The 16,290-nt window shown below is 32.9% G+C and carries 17 protein-coding genes; 4 read left to right on the top strand and 13 right to left on the bottom strand.

Translation table 11 applies throughout. From position 1 onward, the window contains the following. Window positions 1-461 precede the first annotated feature (461 nt). A complete protein-coding gene (locus E6C50_RS08265; protein WP_136402729.1) occupies window positions 462-1,448 on the top strand; it encodes a fumarylacetoacetate hydrolase family protein in 987 nt (328 codons plus the stop codon). Window positions 1,449-1,586: 138 nt separating this feature from the next. Then, window positions 1,587-2,579: a phosphotransferase gene (locus tag E6C50_RS08260; RefSeq protein WP_136402728.1), complete on the top strand. Its 993-nt coding sequence runs from the start codon at window positions 1,587-1,589 to the stop codon at window positions 2,577-2,579. Window positions 2,580-2,877: 298 nt separating this feature from the next. On the opposite strand, the gene E6C50_RS08255 is transcribed toward E6C50_RS08260, so the two are convergent. Both E6C50_RS08255 and E6C50_RS08250 read right to left on the bottom strand, forming a co-directional pair. Continuing rightward, the gene (locus E6C50_RS08255) at window positions 2,878-3,513 is read right to left on the bottom strand and encodes a GldM family protein (RefSeq protein ID WP_136402727.1); all 636 of its coding nucleotides are present in this window, start codon (window positions 3,511-3,513) and stop codon (window positions 2,878-2,880) included. Window positions 3,514-3,515: 2 nt separating this feature from the next. Continuing rightward, entirely contained in the window at window positions 3,516-3,725 is a 210-nt protein-coding gene (locus E6C50_RS08250) for a hypothetical protein (protein ID WP_136402726.1), read from the bottom strand. 350 nt (window positions 3,726-4,075) lie between these two features. Here E6C50_RS08250 and E6C50_RS08245 point away from each other — a divergent pair, with 350 nt between their 5' ends. Beyond that, window positions 4,076-4,894, top strand: coding sequence for an alpha/beta hydrolase (locus E6C50_RS08245; RefSeq protein WP_136402725.1), 819 nt, complete (start codon window positions 4,076-4,078; stop codon window positions 4,892-4,894). Between the two features lie 194 nt (window positions 4,895-5,088). On the opposite strand, the gene E6C50_RS08240 is transcribed toward E6C50_RS08245, so the two are convergent. The 9 genes from E6C50_RS08240 to E6C50_RS08200 all read right to left on the bottom strand — a co-directional run bounded on the left by E6C50_RS08240 (window position 5,089) and on the right by E6C50_RS08200 (window position 13,691). Beyond that, window positions 5,089-5,430, bottom strand: a complete 342-nt coding sequence (locus E6C50_RS08240) for a hypothetical protein (RefSeq protein WP_136402724.1) — start codon at window positions 5,428-5,430, stop codon at window positions 5,089-5,091. 225 nt (window positions 5,431-5,655) lie between these two features. Then, a complete protein-coding gene (locus E6C50_RS08235; RefSeq protein WP_230978978.1) occupies window positions 5,656-6,561 on the bottom strand; it encodes an RHS repeat protein in 906 nt (301 codons plus the stop codon). Between the two features lie 662 nt (window positions 6,562-7,223). Continuing rightward, window positions 7,224-7,838, bottom strand: coding sequence for an NADAR family protein (locus tag E6C50_RS08230; protein ID WP_136402722.1), 615 nt, complete (start codon window positions 7,836-7,838; stop codon window positions 7,224-7,226). A gap of 27 nt (window positions 7,839-7,865) precedes the next feature. After that, entirely contained in the window at window positions 7,866-8,909 is a 1,044-nt protein-coding gene (locus tag E6C50_RS08225; protein ID WP_136402721.1) for a phosphoribosyltransferase-like protein, read from the bottom strand. A 109-nt stretch (window positions 8,910-9,018) separates the two neighbouring features. Then, complete coding sequence (locus E6C50_RS08220; protein ID WP_136402720.1) at window positions 9,019-9,891, bottom strand: hypothetical protein; 873 nt, start codon at window positions 9,889-9,891, stop codon at window positions 9,019-9,021. 45 nt (window positions 9,892-9,936) lie between these two features. Next, the gene (locus E6C50_RS08215; RefSeq protein WP_136402719.1) at window positions 9,937-10,686 is read right to left on the bottom strand and encodes a hypothetical protein; all 750 of its coding nucleotides are present in this window, start codon (window positions 10,684-10,686) and stop codon (window positions 9,937-9,939) included. 27 nt (window positions 10,687-10,713) lie between these two features. Then, window positions 10,714-11,862, bottom strand: a complete 1,149-nt coding sequence (locus tag E6C50_RS08210; RefSeq protein ID WP_136402718.1) for an HNH endonuclease signature motif containing protein — start codon at window positions 11,860-11,862, stop codon at window positions 10,714-10,716. Between the two features lie 31 nt (window positions 11,863-11,893). Next, window positions 11,894-12,763: a tyrosine-type recombinase/integrase gene (locus E6C50_RS08205; protein WP_136402717.1), complete on the bottom strand. Its 870-nt coding sequence runs from the start codon at window positions 12,761-12,763 to the stop codon at window positions 11,894-11,896. A 10-nt stretch (window positions 12,764-12,773) separates the two neighbouring features. Then, window positions 12,774-13,691 (bottom strand): tyrosine-type recombinase/integrase, encoded by a 918-nt coding sequence (locus tag E6C50_RS08200; RefSeq protein ID WP_136402716.1) that lies wholly within the window; start codon window positions 13,689-13,691, stop codon window positions 12,774-12,776. 262 nt (window positions 13,692-13,953) lie between these two features. Between E6C50_RS08200 and E6C50_RS08195 the strand changes: the two genes are divergently transcribed. Then, window positions 13,954-14,619, top strand: a complete 666-nt coding sequence (locus E6C50_RS08195) for a hypothetical protein (RefSeq protein ID WP_136402715.1) — start codon at window positions 13,954-13,956, stop codon at window positions 14,617-14,619. Window positions 14,620-14,748: 129 nt separating this feature from the next. On the opposite strand, the gene E6C50_RS08190 is transcribed toward E6C50_RS08195, so the two are convergent. Further along, the gene (locus tag E6C50_RS08190; RefSeq protein WP_136402714.1) at window positions 14,749-15,201 is read right to left on the bottom strand and encodes a hypothetical protein; all 453 of its coding nucleotides are present in this window, start codon (window positions 15,199-15,201) and stop codon (window positions 14,749-14,751) included. Between the two features lies 1 nt (window position 15,202). Beyond that, window positions 15,203-16,276: an RHS repeat-associated core domain-containing protein gene (locus E6C50_RS17970; RefSeq protein WP_230978977.1), complete on the bottom strand. Its 1,074-nt coding sequence runs from the start codon at window positions 16,274-16,276 to the stop codon at window positions 15,203-15,205. Window positions 16,277-16,290 lie beyond the last annotated feature (14 nt).

Below are 16,290 nucleotides of genomic sequence, written 5' to 3'. Positions count from 1 at the left end.
GAGAATAAGTAATATTTGATCAAGAAAACTGTATAAAAACACCTGACAGGTTTTAAAAAACTGTCAGGTGTAAAACATTTAGGATTCGTTTTATCAGCACAGATTATAAATCCGCGCGATCTGAAACTACTACGTTTCTCATAAATTTATCATAAAAAGCAGTAAATCAGTGTTTTTGGTTTTATCTTATCGTATCTTTACAGCATCTGAATAATTGATGGTTTATCCTTCTGATTATTTTGGTCTTTAAAGAGCGTACAATTTGTTTTGTATGCTCTTTTTGGTTTAAAGTAATTCCGGGCGTCGGATTGTGGTTCCGAAGGTTTGTTTCTGTTAACACAAAATAAGAGATCAGTGATGCTAGCCATCACCTTTGGGTTCGTTTCAATGTTTTTGTCTAAATTTGTTGTTCTTATAATATTTTAACTACAATTATAAAAAACGAATAACACAAATAGTACATGAAATTAGCTTCAATTGACAACAAAACCAGAGATGGACAATTAGTAGTCGTAAATAAAGAATTAACCAAAGCAGTAAAAGTGCCTGAAATTGCAGCAACCATGCAATTTGCAATCGATAATTGGAAAGAAACTGAGGCTAAATTACAACATGTTTATGAAAACTTAAACGCAGACAAGATCCCTGATACATTTGATTTTTCTTCTGCCCGCGTTTTAGCACCAATTCCGAGAGCATACCATTGGGCCGACGGAAGTGCTTATGTGACCCATGTAGAACTGGTACGTAAGGCCCGAAATTCGGAATTACCGGAATCTTTTTGGACAGATCCGTTAATGTATATGGGCGCTTCTGACGCATTTATTGGGGCTACTGACGACATAATGATTGAAAACGAAGAATGGGGTATTGATTTCGAATCGGAAGTAGCCGTTATTACTGATGATGTTCCAGCCGGAACTAATCCGGAAGACGCATTACATCACATTAAACTAATCACAATTATCAATGATGTTTCGCTAAGAAATCTGATTCCTAATGAATTATCCAAACAATTTGGATTTTATCAATCCAAACCCTGGACATCATTTGCACCGGTCGTTGTTACTCCAGATGAACTGGATGGTGACTGGACAAACGGAAAGCTCCATTTACCCTTATATTCAACTTTAAATGGCAAATGTATCGGTTCTCCTAATGCCGGAATCGATATGACATTTGACTTTGGTCAGCTAATCGCACATGCTTCTAAAACGCGTTCTTTAATGGCCGGAACTGTTATCGGCTCCGGAACAGTCGCAAACCAGGGAAGTCTGAATGGTTCCAGCTGTTTGGCTGAAGTTAGATGTTTAGAAATCATAAAAGACGGAAAAGCGTCCACTCCGTTTATGCGTTTTGGAGACAGAATTGAAATTGAAATGAAAGACCGAAACGGCAATTCAATATTTGGTAAAATCAATCAAGTCGTAAAAGAATACAAAAAATAACAATTACCGATAACATCAGTAGTTTTTATCCTTAAAACCTATTCCTAACGGGAGTAGGTTTCTCATTTTATGGTATAGCGATACCTGTTTATTAATTCACCCTAAACCATTAGCCACCTTTATAAAAAACCGAACGATATGACAACTTTTCCAGTAACAGCCTCAACATTATCAGAAACAGCATTAGGGAATTTTATAAAAGAAAAATACCCGCTATCCGAAAATCTTAATTGTAAATTATTTAGAACCGGCGTAAATCATACTTACTTTATTTCGGATCATGAAACAAAATTTGTTTTTAGAGTGTATTGTCATAAATGGCGAACAAAAACAGAAATTGAGCAAGAATTAGCGCTTCTGAATTTACTCAGAGAAAATGCGCTTTCTGTTTCCTATCCCATTTCAGATCACCATGGAACCTTTATTCAGGAAATTAATGCTCCCGAAGGAATTCGATATGGCGTACTTTTTTCATTTGCTAAAGGTGAAAAAATGCGGTTTATGTCCAACGAAACCTGCTTTTCCATTGGTTCGCTGATGGCTCAAATTCATAACGTAACCGAAAGCAAAAAAATTGATCGGGTAAATTATGATTCGGAAATACTTTTGAATGAACCCTATACTCATTTAAAGCCATTTTTTGATGAAGATTTAAATGAAATGAAATTTTTAAAAGAGATTGGTAGTACAATAGCAACGAGAATTAAAGGCCGTAATTTATCCGAAAATAAAACAGGGATCGTTCATTTGGATATTTGGTATGATAATCTGAGCGTCAATAACGAAAATGAGATCACTATTTTTGATTTTGATAATTGCGGAAATGGGTTATTAATTTTAGATGTTGGCTATTTTTGTAAGCAGTTATTTTTTATAGAATCGGATAAAAATGAATATGAATTAAAAGCAAAAAGCTTTCTAAATGGCTACCAAAAAATAAGGCATTTATCCGAAGAAGAAATTGGATTAATTCCGGAAGCCGGAGCGTCTATTTTTGTATTTTATCTTGGTGTACAAGCCCAACGATTTGATTGGTCGAATATATTTTTTACTGAAAACTATCTTAAAATGTATGTGGGAAGAATCCGCAATTGGATGGAATATTATGAGCAAAAAAATCACCGTGACTAATAGCGTGGATTTACAATCCGCATCTAAATATAAAGGCATTGACAAAAATAAAACTACAACCTTTTAGATCTGTAGTTTCTATTTATTGACGCGCTAAGCCCGATGGCGCGGATTTGCAATCCGTGCAATTTTCATAAAGTATTTACTAAAACCCTATACCCTAAAAAACAAAGCCACAACTTTTTTGGGTTGTAGCTTGCTTCTGCTTTACTAGCACGGATTACACCCGAGGCTTTAGCCGAACTGATGAAATAAATCCGCGCTATCGGGAAATTTATATCTTTTCCTATTTGTTACCTTATTTTATCCAAACCCTAATCGGTTTTATTTTAAGAGGTTCTGTTGCAGGATAACTAATATCATCAATGATAAATTCGGAGCCTTTCTTTAATTTTGATATGAATTGAAAAGCATTTTCATCTATTTTATTCCCTTCAACTTTTATCTCTTGTTTTTTGTATTTAATAATAAAAGAATCTACTTTAAAGTCAATACCAAAATTAAAATCAATAAACTTTATTTTTATAATAGCATTTCTTAAATCATCTTTAGTAAATTCTAAAAAACCTTTTGTAGAAAATTCTTCATTTAAACTACCTATTGGTTTTGGTAATTTTTTTATTCTAACAAGGTGTTCTTCCGTTATTACAGAGTTGTTTTGTTGAATAATTTCAACAAAAATTTTCGTTTCTAACCCAATACCTGGACGCAAAACATAAGTTCCATCTTGCTTTTGTTCAATTCCTATGCCATACAACCGATAAGATTTGGCATTATTCACTGCAACTGATATTGGATTTTCAATCCCTCTATAAACCAAATTCATTCTATCTAACGCAAAAACACTTTGCTTCGTTTGTGATTGTACAGACAAGGAAATACAAAGAAATAGAATTAAGTTTTTAATTCTTAACAAAGATATAAGCTCTTTCATGATTATTGTTTAGGTTGTTGTTTTTCTCTTAATTTAATCACTTGGGTTAACGCGGATTTATATTTATACGGATTCGGATTATCAACCGTTTCATCAACCAGTTCCGGTATGTTATATCCGGGTGAACCATCCATCGGCATAGCATACATATACGACTCGATATTATAAGCCCGGTGTTTTAAACCAAACGGGTAATAATGGTTTTCTTCCATTACCGTCACAATACCCCGAAATGGCGCGGATTTACAATCCGTGCAATTTTCATAAAGTATTTACTAAAACCCTATACCCTAAAAAACAAAGCTACAACTTTTTTGGGTTGTAGCTTACTTCTGCTTTTCTAGCACGGATTACACCCGAGGCTTTAGCCGAACTGATGAAATAAATCCGCGCTATCGGGCGTTTCTTGAGCTATTTCTCTTATTAATTAAGCTTTGTTGAAATCATGTATCTGACAAAATTTCAGGGTTTTTTATTTAGTTTTGTTATAAATGCAAACAAGTTTGTACATTAGTTTAAAACAACAGTGCTTAGAATATTAACAGAAAGAACAACAGAAAAGATGAAATTTATTTATTACAACTTGCTTTTTATTCTTGTAACATTTGTAAGTTGCTCTAACGCATCACAACCAAACGACCCAATTCCAGAATACGAAACTTTTAAAATTCAGTCTAAACAAGTTGGAGAAGAGAGAATTATTAATGTTTGGACGCCAATGAACTATAAAACAAAATCTGACTCATTACCTGTAATGTATATGGCTGACGGTGGAATAAAAGAAGATTTTCCGCACATGGCAAATACTTTGGCAAAGTTAATTAAGGAAAATAAAATAAGACCTTTAATTCTTGTAGGGATTGAAAACACACAACGAAGAAGGGATTTGACAGGATTTACAGAAGTAGCAAAAGACAAAAAAATCGCACCAATTGTTGGTGGTTCAGAAAAGTTTAGAGCGTTTATTCAAGACGAGCTTTTCCCTGAAATAGAGAAACGATACAGAACAACGCATGAAAAAAGTATTATTGGCGAATCTGCATCAGGGCTTTTTGTTATGGAAACATTCTTCTTGACACCTGAAATGTTTGATAATTACATTGCTTTTGACCCATCGCTTTGGTGGAATAATCATTACTTAGTAAGAACTGCAAAAGAACATTTGGCTAAATTTCCATCATCTAACAAACGACTTTGGTTTGCAGGTTCAAACGCAGAAGATATCGCGCCATTTACAAAAGAATTAGCAGATATTTTGAAAATAGAAAACCGAGCAAACGTACAATGGAAATTTTCTGACGAACCGAAAGAAAAACACGCAACCATATTCAGAGCAACAAAGGAAAAGGCCATTATATGGACATTAAACAAAACTGAATAAAAGTCGAACGCACTGCCCTGATGGTGTGGATTTATAATCCGTTTCTAAATATTAAAATTTTTACTTAAACTACCATAAAAACAAAGCTACAACTTTTTACAGTTGTAGCTTGCTTCTGTTTTACTAGCACGGATTACACCCGAGGCTTTAGCCGAACTGATGAAATAAATTCGCGCCATCGGGTTTTCGATATACTATTTCAATTTTACAAGAATTCCTTCATACATAATTATATCGCTTTCTTCAACTTTCTTGTTACTATTTAAAGTCCTAAAGCTTATAGTATCCTTATCAATCTCACTTTTAGAAAGTTCCATCTGTAAAGAAGAATTTTCATCATTGAGAATCACTTTATTCTTTTTATATTCAATAGTTCCTGAAATGTTTTTCTTGTTAGTTAAAGTCCTCTTGTAAGAATCAATATTAAAACTGATTACACCATTTTGAGAATGATATTCATTCTCAAAAAAAATTTTGTAACGCCCTTCCAAATTACTTTGTTGTAATGTTGAAAAACCAAAAAACGTAGGAATCACATATAGAATTTTAAAAAATTTCATCGCTTATAATAATTTATTTAAAAAGTAATGCTACTAAAATTATAATCATAAAAATCAGCATAAGAAATGCTCTTAAAGAAAATGTATTATTATAAACCGACTTTTTGTCTTCCCAAACAATACGTTTCTTAACCATATATAGTAATATACAAACACATATTATTAAGAATGTAAATACAGTAATCTTATTATTCATAATTATTATGGTTTAAATGGTTCTACTAAATTATCCCTTCCATAGTCTATCGTTTTATCAGCCCCCATTAATAACATATCCATTATTGGTCCCTCAATATCATTAAAGCCTGCCTTCTTAAATCCCATTGGAGCTAGAACAGTTGTTGTAATTTTAGTCGCTGTTTTTTCTATTGTTAACGTTTCTGAATTAAATGCATCATCTGCAAGGTCAAGAGCTGTACCTATTGTTCCTGAAACTGTTCCAAGTGTATTTAAGACTGCTCCAAGTGGTGCTCCAATTCCAGTTGCTGTTAAAGTTGCTCCAATAGTTGAAGAATAGTCCCCAACACCAGAAAAAACTGCTGAAAACTGTTGTGTATAACTTTTATTGTCATTAATTGTTACTCCATTTTCAGCAATAAAGGCTCCATTTTTAACGTTTTGAATAGGTCCACCATTAACACTATAAAGACCGCCTTTATCAAATCTAAAAGTTTCATCTGTTGTAGTTGAACCTCCTTTACCTTTTTCAAATACTTTCTCTACATTAGTATAACCTTTTTCTTGAGCCTGTGATACTGATTTTACACCAGAATCATAAGTCATGAATTTTTGACCATTATTACTTGTCCATTTTATCCAGTCAAAAGGAGCCATACCATCAGGGTCTACAAACCTCATAGGATTATTAAACGCATAACTATACGGGCTATATCGGCTCATTTTCTCTATTAATGGGTCAATATTATTTCTTCGTCCTGTAGCAGGGTCATACATCATCGCCCCATAATCGTAAACATTAAGCCCCAACTCGTCTTGTAGCTCTTTCCCATTGTATTTATACTTATAGGACTTTGCAAACCTGCCCCAATGGGCTAAGAACGTCCGTTTTCCACCACCAACCAGCGATTCAAAAGTAGTATTTTTCAACAGAAAACAGGTGCTATTTTTTGCCTTTGTTAAAATATGCTATTAAAGCATTACAGATAGAGACTATTACTAAACTCAAAGCAAAGAAAACAATGACAACTCTGTCAGGAAAAGCGAAGCCAAGTATAATCACTAAAAGAAAAAAGCCAAGTACTATTATTAATTTAATCATATCGTATATATTTTTAAGTTATATCCTCATTTTTGAATTTGTTTACAAATCGAATCATATTTTTTATGATTTGGTGAGACATACATTTTTGCAAATTGACCTATATCATTTCAAATCATTGGAAACAAATTGTTCGTTTCTTGTGAGCTAAAGTATTTACTGGGCTTGTGAAAAAATAGGACAAAAAGAATCCAGCAAAATCAGTAGTTCACAATCATGGTGCTAAATACGTTCATCGGATTTTTTAATTTAAGACATGAAATTTTTAGCTTTTCAAAATTGAAAATTGCGGATATCATAAAAAAGGACATGAAAATGCAAGAAAAAAGTGTTGGAAAGCCTATAAATAAAGGATTTAGATTTTATGATTATTTCAGGCAAATGAAAAACCCCAGTAAATACTGAGGTCGATGGGGGACAAATTCTGCGAAACTTTTTTTGTCCTGTTTGAAAATAAAAAAGCTCTCGATTGAGAGCTTTTGGTTTTTATTTAGTATGCATAAATATCATCGAGGTCATGTATGACAATTTCGGGTTTATAGGCCTTATCAATCGGATTATCAAACAATAAAAAAGCAGGGATATTTAATGGTTTTACGTACTCAATATCCTTAAAACCTTTCAAATACACTTCCCGCATTTGCATTAGCAATCTTCCTAAAGCATTTTTACCCTTTAAGGTATTTGAATCAGTAGGGATTGCTCCCCAAACATCGTCTTTGGTTGAATACTCTACTATTGGCTTCGCATAGGTGCTTATCAATAATGCAGAAAACTTATCATAATTTTGAAGGAGTTTTATCTGTAAGCACCAGCTCATTATATCGAACTTCACCTCTTCCCAATCCTGCCTAGTGTATTGATTATACTTTCGACTAATTTCTTTAGCTTCCATTGGGTTGGTCTGAGAAATTATCTCTTGCTGAATGCTTGGGAATAACGGAAATCTACATGCTTGGTAAAGAATCTCAGTATTAGCTATGTTTGTTTCATTAACAAATAATGAGTATCCAGGAGCCATATTGGAAAGACCTCCAAATTTACCAGAAGTTTTACTAAAAGCGATTACCTCATTAACATTATATGTTCTTTCGCTAATTCTCATAATACAAAGTAATGCAATTTTTTCATATTATCCTCTATTTGCAACAGGAAATAACGGTTTCCAATTATGTCCAGCCACTTCCCACCAAAACACTAAAGGACTGTTGTTCGGAATATTCCTCCAAGTAAAGAAGTGTGTTCCTAATCCAAATATTTTATAGTTCGGGTTTATCAAACCTAACGGTCTTATATTTGGTTTTATTTCATTTTGAATCATGTTTATTATTAATATCCCTTTTTGAAGAATAATATTTTCGTATTTGATTCTATTTTCTGGTGATGTAAAAAACTTTTCTACACTTGGAGTATTCGCCTTTCTATAAGCATAATCTTCGTATTTTTCTGCTTCCAAACCCGCTAAATACTGCTTGACATTGGAAGGTTGTTCTTCGACTGGAAAAGCAATATTTAATGATTGATTGCTCCATTTCGCATGGTTCTGAATCTCTAAATTGTAAAACCAATTTATTTTTTTTCCAAGACTATCATCAAATGTTTTCATCAGTCTAAACTTTTGGAACGATTGTCCCCAAGTATGCATACAAAATAAATTTACTGATAGCTTGTAATTGTTTTTCAAAACATTATCCACGTTTCTGATTCCATCAGCATTTGTATCGTCCAGCCATTTAGTCAAATGATTCCCAATAGTACTACCAGAAGCTAATATATCATCAAAATAAACAAAATTAACTTTGGGATATGTTTTGTATTTCAGATAAGATTCACCATACTTTTCCCCTAATAGTGTTTCCAATATATCGAGTATTGCAGGTTGGCTCTTATGAGGCTCTTGCAAATCTAAAAATTCAGTATTACTAAGAAAATCAATAATGTTATTATAGCCTAATTCTCTCATTAAAGCATCTACATGTTCATCGATAAATGATTTGGCTTTTTCTTTGGAAATGTAGACCTGTGGTATAATATGATTAATTTCTTCAAGCATAAACTCAGCATCTTCACCAAATTGATTTACCCAATCGATAATATGTTGGGTATCTAATTGGATTCCATCATGATTCCTATAATCTTTTATAACATCAAGTAAATTACTTGCTAATTCTTCCATCAATTAATTATTTAGTATGTGTCGCAAAATTTAAATATATCATTGAGATATCTTTTAACGAACCTTTTCAAAAGTACATAAATTACCGATTAGGGAAACATCTGCGGAGTTACTCAATTAAAAACTCATCTATGCCTCCATGTTTTCCTTGATTATAGCAATACATTGAGTTACAATGTGGGATAACTCCTAATTCAAATTGTCGAACAGGCATTCCTTTAATGAATGGTGCAAAAAATAATACTCGATGCTCAATATCTGATAAATTTTTATTGATGATAACAGGAATGTCATTTTTTGTCATTTGGGCAAATTTTTCTGTTACTGTAAAACCAATTGAATATGAATTAATGTAATCCCATTCGAAGTATTCGCTTTTTTCTTCGAAAATTTGTTTTAAGTAAAGTCCTCTTCTACAATAGATACTTTCTGTATTTAAACTATGATAATTTGAGCGGGTTTCAAGCCATTGAGGAAAATATCCTCGTATCATTTCTCTATTCAAATTAAGTATTTCTTTAATTTCATCATCATCAAAATTAGGCTCAATATCATTATCAATTTCACACAAAACCTTAATATTATTCTCAGAACTAGCTATTCTATATCCTAATAAATAGTTTTTAACACTTGCTAATAGCCTTTTAACTTCTATAAAGTCTCTTTTTGTTTTACCATCTGCCCAGTATTGAGCGACTATATTACAGAACTTTTCAGCACTTGAAGGTGAAATTCGCTGTGATAGCTCCCACAAAAACTCTTTTTCAAATTCTTCTTTTTTTAAAATAAAGAAATTGAGATTATCTGCAATAATTTCATAATTATCGGTGAGTTTATAACCACGTTCATTTTCAGCTCTGGCAATTTCATCCCTTTCTTCCAATGAAGCTTGAGAAAATCGTTCATACATCGTTTCTGAATTTTCATACTGAGGTAATAGTGAAGTTTGACCAGCTTTAGAAAGAATCTTCTTAATATCCATTTTTAAATCATCTAGTTTTAAAATTAATTATTTTAAATACAGTTGCTAATAGGTATTCTTAGTGTTAATTATAAAATCTTTAGTATTATTAATTTTTAATTGCACACTTTTTTTGTCTATAGATTTATTATCCTGAGAAAATACTTTTTCAACTGCCTCTAATACATTTTTTAAAGCCTCATCAGTAATTATTCCTTTTTTTAGTTTAAAGACATAAAACTCATGATTCTCATCATTTTTAAATGGGACTTGATACTTAACTGCTAAGCTTTCCAAATATTCTATTCCATTGATTTCTTTTTTCAAATCATTAATAATCGATTTATCAATTATTGTTCCGGCCCATTCTTGTGCTTCAGCAATGTCATGTGCTAAAACCAATCCTTTGCCATACAAACATTGTACTGAATATGAGCCTCCTTCAGAATTAGTATTTTTACCTGATACTTCTTTAATTTCTCCTTTGACCAAAGCTCCTCTTAATGGAAAGTTGTAACCTATCTCTCTCCAATTAAATTCATACGCAACATTTAGCAATTCCTGTAGAGCCTCAAAATCACATCCATTAGTCCAAAATAAAACTGTATCTGAAATATTAAGGCAATTGAGTTTTGATTTGGAAATATCTGCCAGAAGAACCCCATTACTTGGCTCTTGATACTTTCCTTGCCCTAGGCATACTTCAATATCTCTAAAAATATGCCCCATTCTTCGGATTAAAACTTCATTTTCATTATTTAAAATGAATTCTTTGAATCCCATAAAATCAAAATATGCTATGTAGACTTCTTTCATTAGTTTTACTTTTTTTAGGTTTTACAATCAGATACTATCAATATCATTCTCATCAAATATATCATCATATTTATCTCTATATGCTATATCAGGAACTCTATGTTTCCTAAGTTCTGGTAATCCAAAACAATAAGGTCTAATATCTATAATTATATGCTGTTTGTCATCACGAATCTCAATATTAACGTTTCGTATTTTCCCATAAATCATATATACATTCCTATGATTTGTTCTATGTTTTGCTGAACTTGAACTAAAATATTTAGGGTCAACAAGCCATTCAACGATAAATGGTTTTCGCTTAAAATAAAATCTCATCAACTCACAATCTTTAGTAATTGGATTTGGTAATTTTGAGCTATACGGACCCCCAACATAATAACAGTATTCACCCACAATACCAGACTTTATAGAATTTCTGTTTAATAATAAATCAAGGTCAATAAAATTGAGATGCATCAATACTTTTTGAAAGATTTCATAATAATGAGCTTTAAGTATTGCTGCGCCATGTGGAGCAAAGAAAATTAAAGGTGTAGTTGGATTTTCATTAACTTCCGAAAGTTTAGTTTCATTAATACCTCCATCGATTGTTATTAATCCCAAACTTAACAATTGCTCAGTGTACCGAGTGTTAGGTATTTTATCAAACAACTCAATACATAACTCTAAAATTCTAGGAATGTTTATAAAATCTACTTCAAAAATATTTCCATTTTTAGATGCTTTTTCAATGTTCCTCCTTTTAACTTCTTCCTCCCATTTATATTTTGCATTATTAATTTGATTTTCTGTTAATTTCAAAGTCAAAGATTTCCCTTTCTTATGAGCAATATCGTGGTCATCTGGACAGAGAACTGCTAAATTATGATATTCATTATTCTGACTTGTAGAATATTCTTCAATATGATGAATTATATACGATTTCCCTTTTGTTCCTTTACATATACAACAAGTATAGTTTGAATTCTCGAGTAGTTTTTCGATTATATCCTCTCTAATTGGCTGCCTTTTTATAAGTTCCTTAACCAGAATTATTTCATCATCAGGTAGAAAATACTTTTCTCTTAAATTTTTGTTTGAAGTTTTTTCAAAAGTAGTTTTAGGAATACCCAGTAATTTTAATTTTTGAGCCAAATCACTTGAGACACCATATTGTATGTAAGTTTCTTCCATAAACATTAGTTAATAATCCAAAAATACTAATTTAGAGAATAGGAAAATACCTATTTATCAATTCACGCTCTGCATTCACATCAACTCGTATGTATTTCTCCGTTGTCCCTGGCCATTTGTGTCCAGCCAGCTCCTGAACCTTAACCAAATCATATTTCTTTTCATTGAGCCAATTACAAATCACACTCATCCGAATGGTTTGAGGATTTAGTTTCCTATCTGGGAACAAATTCTTTAATGGGTCAATGACCGAATGAATGCCATCAACTGAAATCGGTTTGCCGAGCTTGTTCAAAATCAGTTTATCAGTATTGCAACGAAGCATCTTTGGCCTAACCTCATCAATATATTTGGATAATGGAAGTATTTGCTTGTTGAGCAATTCAAGGGTTCTTCCATTTAGCGTATTGGAAGTTTTAATGTAGATTGTCCCGTTTTCCAAATCGATGTCTTTCAACTCCAATTTTGTGATTTCTTCACTGGTAAGCCCTTGATAAATCAATAGTGATAATAGCACATTATTTCGACTTTCCAAAAACCAATAGCGGTTTTCCCTTTGTAGGAGCAATTGCAATTCTTCGCTGCTGAACAAATCCTGCAATTGGATATCCAGATTGCTTCTGTTTTTGATGTTCAGTTTTTTGCATGGATGGTCTTTTCTTACTCCAGTCATTACCAAATACTCGTAGTACTTTTTAATTGCTGAAAGGATTCTGATTCTGTATTGGGTATTGGATTGTTTCTGCGTGACCTCATCCATATAGTTAATGATATCATGAAACTTATAACGTTTGCATTTCGGGTTGGTCTTAATGAAATTATTGATGGTGAAAAGATAGCTCTGGGCTGTTTTCTCGGCCAACCGCTGTTTCAGATAATCCTCTAACTTGATTTTTTCCATAAGCTTGATTTTAAAAGGTTACTACTGGCTTTCGCTTTTTGTTCTTGATGGCATAGATATAGGTGGTATTGATTTCTGAATGACCAAGAAAACGCCCGATGAATTCAATGCCTGCATCGTTATCGGAAAGATGACTTGCGATACTGTGACGAAGACAGTGGAGTGATATGCCTTTTTGAATCAGCTCGTAATTATCCGTTTGCTCGATAATCCTTTTCAGCATATCATTGAGTATTTCACCGCTGGCCCTTTTACCTCTAGCATTGACAAAAAGAGCCTCTTCCAATTGGTTTCTTCCTATCAGTTTCTGATACCGCTCTTCAGTAATGTATTGCTTTAAGCATTTAAGCACCGAGTCACTCATAGGAACTTCCCGTCTCTTGCTACCTTTTCCCTTACGGACCATCAGCATCCCGCTGATGAGTTGCACGTCCTTGACATCCAGTTTCTCAATTTCAGACCTTCTAAGACCACAGCCATAGGCAACCGACAACATAGCCCTTTCAATTTCAGATGTACAGTTATCGAAGAGCATTTTAACCTCAACAGTTGAAAGTATGTTCCTCGGATTCTGAATCCCGTTTCCGTACGTTGGAATGTAGAACTCTTTATCAATTTCCTTGTTTTCCAAAAGGTTCAACAGGAAAAGTCCCATAGTGAATAAATGAAATTTGATGGTCTTCTCGGCCAAAGTACCTTCACCTCTTTGTTTGGGTCTTGCAATCAGGTGTTCGAAATAACTTATTGTCTCTTGGCTGTCTACATCCTTTATCTTGGTCACTCCTGAATCTTCCAGCCAAATGAGAAACTCCTTTACCGCATTCTGGTACATTTTTCCTTGACCTTGCTTATAGTTCCTCACTTTAACAAACCTGTCAAACTCTTTTAGAAGATTCTCATAGGCTGGAGTTTTTATTGTCTTTTTCATGGAAGCTTGCGAAGCATACCACCCTCAACTTTTTTTTGGAGTAAAGGAGATTAATACCGAGGTACTCATAAAATGCCAAAAAAAATAGTTGATTTGAAAACTTGCAACTTATTGATTTTCATTAGTACCTTTGCATTATACAAATGTTCAGGAACTTACTTGAAAAATTGTTACACTAGAAATGTTGTTGTTTCTAGTACGCCTTTCGCAGATTAAGCAAAGGAATAAGACCGCTAAGGTGGTCATGCGTAAAAATAAATTTATGCAGAACTTTAAAGAGACTGGGTTCATAAAATCTTACCCAGCATTATTGAAATTACCAATTACTATTTCGGAAAAAAGTTTTTTAGAATTGGTATTGTCGTTCACTGACAAAGGGAACACTTTTTACATGAATTATAATGCCATTGCTCCATATCTTGGCTTTCAGAATGTTCAAAGTGTTAAAAATGTGGCACACAGCCTAAGAAAAAAAGGGTATATTGCCACAAATCAATCACATAATTTTAATGGTTCAGCTGGAGGTTCATCTACTTCAATTGTCATTAATGAGGAGCTTATAAACTTACAGCTAAAAAGTATTCTCAAAGAAGAACGAGAGTCCATTAGGAGTATTTTAAGCAACAATGACAACACTACCAACAAAAGTACTGGTTCATCAGAGATTGTCGATGAAAACGAGGATAATAACCTAAGGTTTTCATATCAAAAAATGGCTGTAATGACTGAGCAACATCAAGTGATTAAAGATTTGATTCTGGCTAATTTTCCTAACGATGGGAGCACTGAAATTACTGAAGAGGACAGGCTTAAGTTTCTTGATTTCTTGAAATCGGTCCATTCCAACGCAATAATGAAAGTAGAGGACCTAAAGGAGTTTTATCGAAATATTGAGGTTGATGAAGGTTACGAAGAATATAAAAATTAAGTGATTTAAAAAAAAATAAAACCTATTTCCGGCTTAGCCGAAATAGGTTTTATTGTTTAAACAGTTTGTTGTAGCTTGCTTCTTCTTTACTGGCACGGATTACAAATCCGCGCTATCGGAGATTTTACTCTAAAGATCAACAATCTCATTATCGATACATTGAACCCTAATTGTGTTACCTTCCAAAATAAATTCATTAAAAAATTCAGGCAAACCATATTCTTTAATAATCTTACATCCTTTTATTTCTATTTGTATAATATATGTTTGTGCTGCTACATAAATATTCTCATTATGCATTACAAAATCCATAAAATAATTATCTAATTTTAAATTTAATAATATTTCTCTTTTATTCAAATCTATTAGTACAAAATTCAAATCTATACCAATACCGAATGCATTATGATCTATTTGTTTTATAATTGGCAAAACTATTTCGCTATGCCAGCTAAATTTAAATTTTTTATCTAGAAAAGAAATTTCACCAAAACTTCTATCATTTTTATCACTAAAAATTAATGTGCTTTCAAGTTTTTCAAACTCCTTTTCTGTGATTATTCTAAAATTAAAATTTTCCATTTTATTTATAAATTTTCGGTATAACAGTTGAAATAATAGGCTCCTTTTTCATATCCCCACCTTTATAAAAAAAGCCGACATTAATTTGCCCTTGATTTCCAACTCTAGCAGTCTTTGTTAGCGTTGTTCCATAATCATTTACTGTTGTTTTAATTGTAGCGCTTTCAAATGCTTTATTAAATAATTTTATCAAATCTCTTTCATTTTTAACTCCCAATGTAGTCAAATCTCTCAAGTTATCTTGGGAACGTCTAATGTTATTTGCACTTGAGGTAACACGCCCAAAAAAATAATCAAACTTCGATGCTGCTATAGTGTATCCTTCTGGTACAACTTTTGTAACAAAACTTCTAGTACTTGCTAATCCAACTCCTGTTGCTCCAAATCCTAGTTCATATAGTTCCTTAGCAGGTCCCATATGTCTTTGAAAAATATCTCCAGATCCTATACTCGCATGTGTTTCACTAATATCAGTAGCCCATTCGCTTGTTACATCAGTCATTTCTCGAGCTGAATTTCCTATATTTTCATCAACCCAATTACTAATCTGACTTGCCATTTGTCTGAAAGTGTCACCGAAAGATTTTTTCCCCTTTTTTGGGTCACCATTTCCTGCATTTGAACTATTCTCGGATGAATTATCTCCAGTCGAATTCTGATTTCTCATACTATCCGACCAGTGTCCTGATCCATATGTGGGTCTATCATCTCTATCTTTTGTATTAGATGCATACATCCCGTCTACATCGATAAAAAAAACAGGATTGTCTAATGCATAGGTGTATGGACTATATCTTCTTGACAATTCCGCCAGCGGGTCAATATTCATCCAACGACCAATTGCAGCATCATAATTACGTGCGCCATAATCGTAAACATTAAGCCCTAGTTCGTCTTGCAGCTCTTTTCCGTTGTATTTATATTTATACGGGTTGATCAACGGTTTTGAACCGCCTTCCATCAATACCGGTGCCATATACTCCGGGGAACCATCCGGCGGGGTAACAAAAACAAACTGCTGTACGTTATACATCTTATGTTTTAATCCAAACGGATAATAATGGCTTTCTTCCATTATTTTTAAACCTC

This window comes from Flavobacterium supellecticarium (assembly GCF_004801375.1).
Classification (GTDB): domain Bacteria; phylum Bacteroidota; class Bacteroidia; order Flavobacteriales; family Flavobacteriaceae; genus Flavobacterium; species Flavobacterium supellecticarium.
This window is presented reverse-complemented; position numbering and strand designations above follow the sequence as displayed.

Bases quoted from the DNA above. Each gene is read 5' to 3' on its own strand.
- E6C50_RS08220 (WP_136402720.1), bottom strand. From the start codon at position 9,891: ATGGATATTAAGAAGATTCTTTCTAAAGCTGGTCAAACTTCACTATTA.
- E6C50_RS08205 (WP_136402717.1), bottom strand. From the start codon at position 12,763: ATGGAAAAAATCAAGTTAGAGGATTATCTGAAACAGCGGTTGGCCGAG.
- E6C50_RS08195 (WP_136402715.1), top strand. From the start codon at position 13,954: ATGCAGAACTTTAAAGAGACTGGGTTCATAAAATCTTACCCAGCATTA.
- E6C50_RS08245 (WP_136402725.1), top strand. From the start codon at position 4,076: ATGAAATTTATTTATTACAACTTGCTTTTTATTCTTGTAACATTTGTA.
- E6C50_RS08230 (WP_136402722.1), bottom strand. From the start codon at position 7,838: ATGAGAATTAGCGAAAGAACATATAATGTTAATGAGGTAATCGCTTTT.
- E6C50_RS08215 (WP_136402719.1), bottom strand. From the start codon at position 10,686: ATGAAAGAAGTCTACATAGCATATTTTGATTTTATGGGATTCAAAGAA.
- E6C50_RS08210 (WP_136402718.1), bottom strand. From the start codon at position 11,862: ATGGAAGAAACTTACATACAATATGGTGTCTCAAGTGATTTGGCTCAA.
- E6C50_RS08265 (WP_136402729.1), top strand. From the start codon at position 462: ATGAAATTAGCTTCAATTGACAACAAAACCAGAGATGGACAATTAGTA.
- E6C50_RS17970 (WP_230978977.1), bottom strand. From the start codon at position 16,276: ATGGAAGAAAGCCATTATTATCCGTTTGGATTAAAACATAAGATGTAT.
- E6C50_RS08255 (WP_136402727.1), bottom strand. From the start codon at position 3,513: ATGAAAGAGCTTATATCTTTGTTAAGAATTAAAAACTTAATTCTATTT.
- E6C50_RS08200 (WP_136402716.1), bottom strand. From the start codon at position 13,691: ATGAAAAAGACAATAAAAACTCCAGCCTATGAGAATCTTCTAAAAGAG.
- E6C50_RS08190 (WP_136402714.1), bottom strand. From the start codon at position 15,201: ATGGAAAATTTTAATTTTAGAATAATCACAGAAAAGGAGTTTGAAAAA.
- E6C50_RS08260 (WP_136402728.1), top strand. From the start codon at position 1,587: ATGACAACTTTTCCAGTAACAGCCTCAACATTATCAGAAACAGCATTA.
- E6C50_RS08225 (WP_136402721.1), bottom strand. From the start codon at position 8,909: ATGGAAGAATTAGCAAGTAATTTACTTGATGTTATAAAAGATTATAGG.
- E6C50_RS08250 (WP_136402726.1), bottom strand. From the start codon at position 3,725: ATGGAAGAAAACCATTATTACCCGTTTGGTTTAAAACACCGGGCTTAT.